Here is a 5834-nt window from a genome sequence, read left to right on the forward strand (position 1 = left end):
GCTCAGCAGTGGTCCGCGGTGGCCGGTGTGGCCGACCCGCGAGCTGCGGAACCGGCGCTGCTCGCCGGGCTGGCCGACGGGGTGCAGGCGGCATGCGCGGCCGGGACGGCGGCGGTGGAACTCATCCGGCTGTGATGTCCCCCGTGTCGCCGGACCCGGATAGTTTGTGCGGCTAGACTGCCGGGCAGGTGCGCCGGGAAGTCTGGTCGGCAACGTCCGAGCCGACCCCGAAAGACGGAGCGCCTGTGACCTTCGAACCACGCCGGACCGCCCATGTCCTCAGCCGGGGCTCCTGGGCCGAGGCTCGGCGCATCGCCGACATCCTGCGCAAGGAGACCATCGGTGGGGCCCTGCTGCTCGCCGGTGCCCTCGTAGCTCTGATCTGGGCCAATTCCCCCTGGTCGGACAGCTACTTCTCGATGCTGGGGTTCACGTTCGGCCCGTCGGCGCTGCACCTGGACCTGTCGGTCGCGTCGTGGGCGGCCGACGGGTTGCTGGCGATCTTCTTCTTCGTGGCGGGCCTCGAGCTCAAACGGGAGTTCGTCGCCGGTGACCTGCGGGATCCTCGCCGCGCGGCGGTGCCGGTGGCTGCCGCGTTCGGTGGCGTCATCGTCCCGGCGCTGTTCTATGTGATCGTCAACACCGGTGGCGCGACCGAGGGCTGGGCGATTCCGACGGCCACCGACATCGCGTTCGCGCTGGCCGTGCTCGCCGTCATCGGGCGGCACCTGCCGACGGCGTTGCGCACGTTCCTGCTCACCCTCGCGGTGGTCGACGACCTGCTCGCCATCGTGATCATCGCCGTCTTCTACACCGCGCACCTCTCGGTGCTGCCACTGCTCGCTGCCTTGATCCCGCTCGGCCTGTTCACCCTGTTGGTGCAGCGACGGGTCCGGTCGTGGTGGCTGCTGCTGCCGCTGGCGTTCGCGGCCTGGGCGCTGGTCCACGCCTCCGGCGTGCACGCCACCGTGGCCGGGGTCCTGCTCGGGTTCGCGGTGCCCGTGCTGCGCAGCCGTCAGGCCGGCGGCCCTGAGGCCGGGCCGGGTCTCGCCGAGCACTTCGAGCACCGGTTCCGCCCGATCTCGGCCGGCTTCGCGGTGCCCGTGTTCGCGCTGATGTCGGCCGGCGTGGCCATCGGCGGGCTCAGCGGTCTGTTCTCGGGACTGTCCGATCCGGTGGCGGTGGGGATCATGGCCGGTCTGGTGATCGGCAAGCCGATCGGCATCACCGCGGCCACCTGGCTGGTGGCCCGGTTCACCCGCGCCCGGATCGACGCCGGTCTGGCCTGGATCGACGTCTTCGGGCTGTCGGTGCTGGCCGGCATCGGCTTCACCGTCTCGCTGCTGATCGGTGAGCTGGCCTTCGGCGTCGGCAGTGAGCTGGACGGTCGTGTCAAGGTCGCCGTGCTCACCGGTTCCCTGGTGGCGGCCCTGCTGGCCGCGGTCGTCCTGCGGCTCCGGAACCGCACCTACCGGCGCATCTGCGAGGAGGAGAGCGTCGACCGGGACGGCGACGCCATCCCCGACGTGTATCAGGGATGAGCGGGCCGCCCGGGCAGCGAGAGAGGACCGCATGCTGCTGTTGACGTTCGCCGCTGTCCTGCTGGCCGCGGTGCTGGTGTCGGCGCTGGCGAAGCGGACGATCCTGTCCACTGCCGTGCTGTTCCTGGTCGCCGGTTTTGTGCTCGGCCCGGACACGACCGGGGTGCTCGACGTGCGCGCCGACTCACCCATCGTCGGCACGCTGGCCGAGCTGGCTCTGTTCGCGGTGCTGTTCACCGACGGGATGCGGGTCGGCTGGGCGGACCTGCGCTCGGCGTGGCGGCTGCCCGGCCGGGCGCTGGGCTGGGGCTTGCCGCTGACGCTGCTGGTGACGGCCGTGGCCGCCCACTACGTCGTCGGGCTGGGCTGGGCGGAGTCGCTGCTGATCGGCGCGATCCTCTCCCCGACGGACCCGGTGTTCGCCTCGGCGCTGGTCGGCAACGACAAGGTGCCGGCCCGGCTGCGGCACCTGTTGAACGTCGAGTCCGGCGTCAATGACGGGCTGGCGCTGCCGTTCGTGATCGTCTTCCTCGCCGTGGCCGCCGGCTCCGACGATCTGCATCTCGGTGAGCTGGCCCTGGAGGTGTCGCTGGGGCTGGTGGTCGGTGTGGTGATCCCGGTGGCGGCCATCCTGCTGGAACGCACCCGGTTCTTCTCCGCCTCGACGGCGTACGAGCCGCTCAACGGGCTCGCGATCGGTCTGCTGGTGCTCGGCGTGTCTCAGGCGACGCACGCCAATCTCTTCCTCGCCGCGTTCTCGGCCGGTATCACCGTGGCCACGTTCGGACCGCGGCAGCGCGCCGCCTTCGAGCACTTCGGGGAGAACATCGCCGAGCTGTTCAAGCTGGCCGCGCTGCTGGTCTTCGGCGCACTGATCTCGCTGGAGTTCCTGGCCGAGATCTCCTGGGCGGGCTGGGTGTTCGCGTTCCTGGCCATCTTCGTGGCCCGCCCCGTGGCGCTGTGGCTGTCGTTCCTGCGGTCCGGGCTGGACCTGCGGGAGCAGGCCGCGGCGATGTGGTTCGGCCCCAAGGGCTTCGCCTCCGTGGTCTACGGGCTGATCGTCCTGGAGTCGGGCATCGTGGCCGCGGACGAGATCTTCCACCTGGTGGCGCTGACCATCGTCGTGTCGATCGTCCTGCACTCGTCGACGGATGTCGTGGTGGCCCGGGCGTTCGACGAGGAAGCCGAGGTGCCGGCCTGGCACGGGGTGCTCCGTCGCCGGGTCCGGGCCGTGCGGCGCAGGTGAGCGAGGGAGCCGTACGGTAGGGAGAGGCAGGAACGCGACGGAGGAGACCGGTATGCACGCTGGTGACGTGGCGATCCAGATGAGCGCGGTGGGTGAGGACACCCCGGCCCGCGAGGCTGCCCGGGTGCTGGCCGCCCAGGACCTGCCGGGGCTGATCGTGCTCGACCGTCAGGGCCGTCCTCTCACCGTCCTGGCCGGCACGCAGGTCCTGCGGATGGCGTTGCCGTCGTACTGCCAGGACGATCCGGCGCTGGCCCGGGTGATCGACGAGGCGGCCGCCGACGTGATCTTCGAGGGGATCGGTGACCGGACGGTTGCCGACCTGCTGCCCAGGAACCGGCCGGAACTGCCCGCGGTCAGCGCCGATGCCACCCTGCTGGAGGTGGCCGCGGTGATGGCCCGGTCGAACGTGCCGCTGGTGGCGGTCGTCGACAAGAACCGGGTGATGACCGGGGCGATCACCTTGGACGGGCTGCTGGACCGCATGCTCGGCACCTGAGCGCCCGCCCGGCTCAGAAGGCGAAGAACCGCAGCCACAGGTACGGCACAGCCAACGTCACCGAGATCACGGTGACGATCAGGCCGTACTTGGTGAAACCCCAGAACGTGATGCGGTGCCCGGCGCGTTCGGCGATGCCCAGCACGACGACGTTGGCCGACGCGCCGACCGCGGTCGCGTTGCCGCCCAGGTCGGCGCCGAGCGCCAGCGCCCACCAGAGCACCTCGGCCTTGTCGTTGCCGCCGGACGCCTCGACGAGTTCCGCGACGATCGGGCTCATCGTCGCCACGTACGGGATGTTGTCCACGATCGCCGACAGCCCCGCCGAGGCCCAGAGCAGCAGCAATGTCGCCGGCCAGAGCTTGTCCGCGACGGCGCTGGTCGCGGCCCGGGCCAGCGTGTCGACCACCCCCGTGGTGACCAGGCCCCCGACCATGACGAACAGCCCGGCGAAGAAGATGAGCGTGGGCCACTCGACGTCCTTGGCCACGTCCGTCGCGTCCAGGCGCGACGCCGCGAGCAGCAGCAGCCCGCCCAGCATGGCCACCACTGACGGCTCCAGGTGCAGCACCGTGTGCAGGCTGAACGCCACCAGGACGGCCCCGAGCACGATGAGGCTGAGCACCACGAGCCGGCGGTCGCGGATCGCGTCGCGCTCCTTGAGGGCCATCACCCGGGCGACGCGTTCGGCGTCGTAGCGGAACGCCTTGCGGAACATGATCCGGCACAACAGGACCAGGACCACCAGGACCACCAGCACGAACGGCGCGAGCACGCTGAGGAAGTCGTTGAAGGTCAGTCCGGAGCGGCTGGCGATGATGATGTTGGGCGGATCGCCGACCAGGGTGGCGGTGCCGCCGATGTTGGAAGCCAGCACTTCGGCGATGAGGAACGGGATGGGCGGGACGCCGAGCCGGTCGCAGACCAGCAGGGTGACCGGGGCGACGAGCAGGACTGTCGTGACGTTGTCCAGGGCCGCGGACACCACCCCCGTGACCACGATGAGGATCACCATGATGGGGAACGGCCGGCCCCGGGCCTTCTTGGCCGCCCAGATGGCGACGTACTCGAACAGTCCGGTGCGTTTCAGCACGCCGACGATCAGCATCATCCCGAGCAACAGGAAGATGACGTTCCAGTCGATCCCGGAGTCCTCCGAGAAGAACGCGTGCTCGGCGTTCGTGGCACCGAGCGCCAGCATGATCGAGGCGCCGCCCAGGGCCACCGCGACCCGGTTGATCTTCTCGGTGGCGATGAGCACGTAGGCGACGACGAAGACGGCGACTGCGATCCAGGCGAGCGCGCCCACGTGTGATCTCCCGGGTGTTTTGGCCAGCGGTCATCGATCGCCGACCAGACTTCCCGGCACACCTTCGATCAACCTAACAGCACGCCGGTGCGGTCACCCGGCGACTGACCCACGACATGCGGTGACCCGTCACACCTCGCTGGACAGCCGGGAGTACGGTCGTTCCAGGTGCGCCGGGAAGCCTGGTCGGCAGTCGTATCGTGCTGTCGACCCGGAGGTCGCGATGAGCGCTGCCGCGCTGCGTACCGACAAACTGTCCAAGTCCTACGGGCGCCTGCGCGCCCTCGTCGATCTTGACCTCAGTGTCACGCCCGGTGAGGTCTTCGGCTTCCTCGGCCCGAACGGCGCCGGCAAGTCGACCACCATCCGGCTCCTGCTCGGCCTGGCCCGGCCGACCGGCGGCCGGGCCTGGATCTTCGACACCGATGCGGGCGACGTCGCGTCCGCCCACCGGCTGCTGGCCCACGTGCCCGCGGATGTGGCGCTGTGGCCCCAGCTGACCGGCGCGGAGATCCTTGAGCTGCTGGGCCGCACCGGTCCCGGCGTCGACAGTGCCTACCGCAACGAGCTCATCGACCGGTTCGCCCTGGATCCCGGCAGGCCGGCGCGGACCTACTCGACCGGCAACCGCCAGAAGGTCGCGTTGATCGCGGCGTTCGCCACCCGGGCGCCGCTGCTGATCCTCGACGAACCGACCAGCGGCCTGGACCCGCTGATGGAACGTGAGTTCCGCCGGGCCGTCGGGGAGGCCCGCGAACGCGGTCAGACCGTCTTCCTGAGCTCGCATCAGCTTTCCGAGGTCGAAGCCGTGTGCGACCGGGTCGCCATCCTGCGGACCGGGCAGCTGGTCGACGTCGCCACGGTGGCCGGCCTGCGCCGGCTGCACCGCACGGAGGTCGAGGTCGGATACACCGGTACGGCACCTGACCTGGGCGCCGTGCCCGGAGTGCAGGGCCTCGAGACAGTCGGCCCGGGACGACTGCGCTTCGCCCTGACCGGGCCGCCCGCCCCGGCTCTGCGGGCGCTGGCCGCGGCGGACGTGTCCACCCTGGCGGTGCGGGAGCCCACCCTCGAGGAGATCTTCCTCGCCTATTACGGCGAGGCTACGCGATGACCGCGGTCGCACCGGCCGCGGCGATGCGGGCGCCGGGCCGCGCGGTGACCGGACTGGCGATACGGCAGGTACGCCGGGGCGCCGGGCTGGTCATCGCCGTCGCCGCCGGCATGTCCGCCCTGGTG

The 5834-nt window shown here is 70.7% G+C and carries 5 protein-coding genes; 4 read left to right on the forward strand and 1 reads right to left on the reverse strand.

The window, feature by feature from the left end:
- Positions 1 to 245: 245 nt before the first annotated feature.
- Genes nhaA through AB0C29_RS30120 form a run of 3 tightly spaced genes read left to right on the forward strand, consistent with a single transcriptional unit; the run spans position 246 to position 3286 of the window.
- The gene (gene nhaA, locus AB0C29_RS30110) at positions 246 to 1541 is read left to right on the forward strand and encodes a Na+/H+ antiporter NhaA (RefSeq protein WP_360827105.1); all 1296 of its coding nucleotides are present in this window, start codon (positions 246 to 248) and stop codon (positions 1539 to 1541) included.
- A 31-nt stretch (positions 1542 to 1572) separates the two neighbouring features.
- The gene (locus tag AB0C29_RS30115; protein WP_360827108.1) at positions 1573 to 2787 is read left to right on the forward strand and encodes a cation:proton antiporter; all 1215 of its coding nucleotides are present in this window, start codon (positions 1573 to 1575) and stop codon (positions 2785 to 2787) included.
- 52 nt (positions 2788 to 2839) lie between these two features.
- Positions 2840 to 3286, forward strand: a complete 447-nt coding sequence (locus tag AB0C29_RS30120; protein ID WP_360827111.1) for a CBS domain-containing protein — start codon at positions 2840 to 2842, stop codon at positions 3284 to 3286.
- A gap of 13 nt (positions 3287 to 3299) precedes the next feature.
- On the opposite strand, the gene AB0C29_RS30125 is transcribed toward AB0C29_RS30120, so the two are convergent.
- The gene (locus tag AB0C29_RS30125) at positions 3300 to 4595 is read right to left on the reverse strand and encodes an ArsB/NhaD family transporter (RefSeq protein ID WP_360827114.1); all 1296 of its coding nucleotides are present in this window, start codon (positions 4593 to 4595) and stop codon (positions 3300 to 3302) included.
- Between the two features lie 223 nt (positions 4596 to 4818).
- Between AB0C29_RS30125 and AB0C29_RS30130 the strand changes: the two genes are divergently transcribed.
- The gene (locus tag AB0C29_RS30130) at positions 4819 to 5709 is read left to right on the forward strand and encodes an ABC transporter ATP-binding protein (protein WP_360827117.1); all 891 of its coding nucleotides are present in this window, start codon (positions 4819 to 4821) and stop codon (positions 5707 to 5709) included.
- Positions 5710 to 5834 lie beyond the last annotated feature (125 nt).

Source organism: Actinoplanes sp. NPDC048791, assembly GCF_040650095.1.
GTDB lineage: Bacteria > Actinomycetota > Actinomycetes > Mycobacteriales > Micromonosporaceae > Actinoplanes.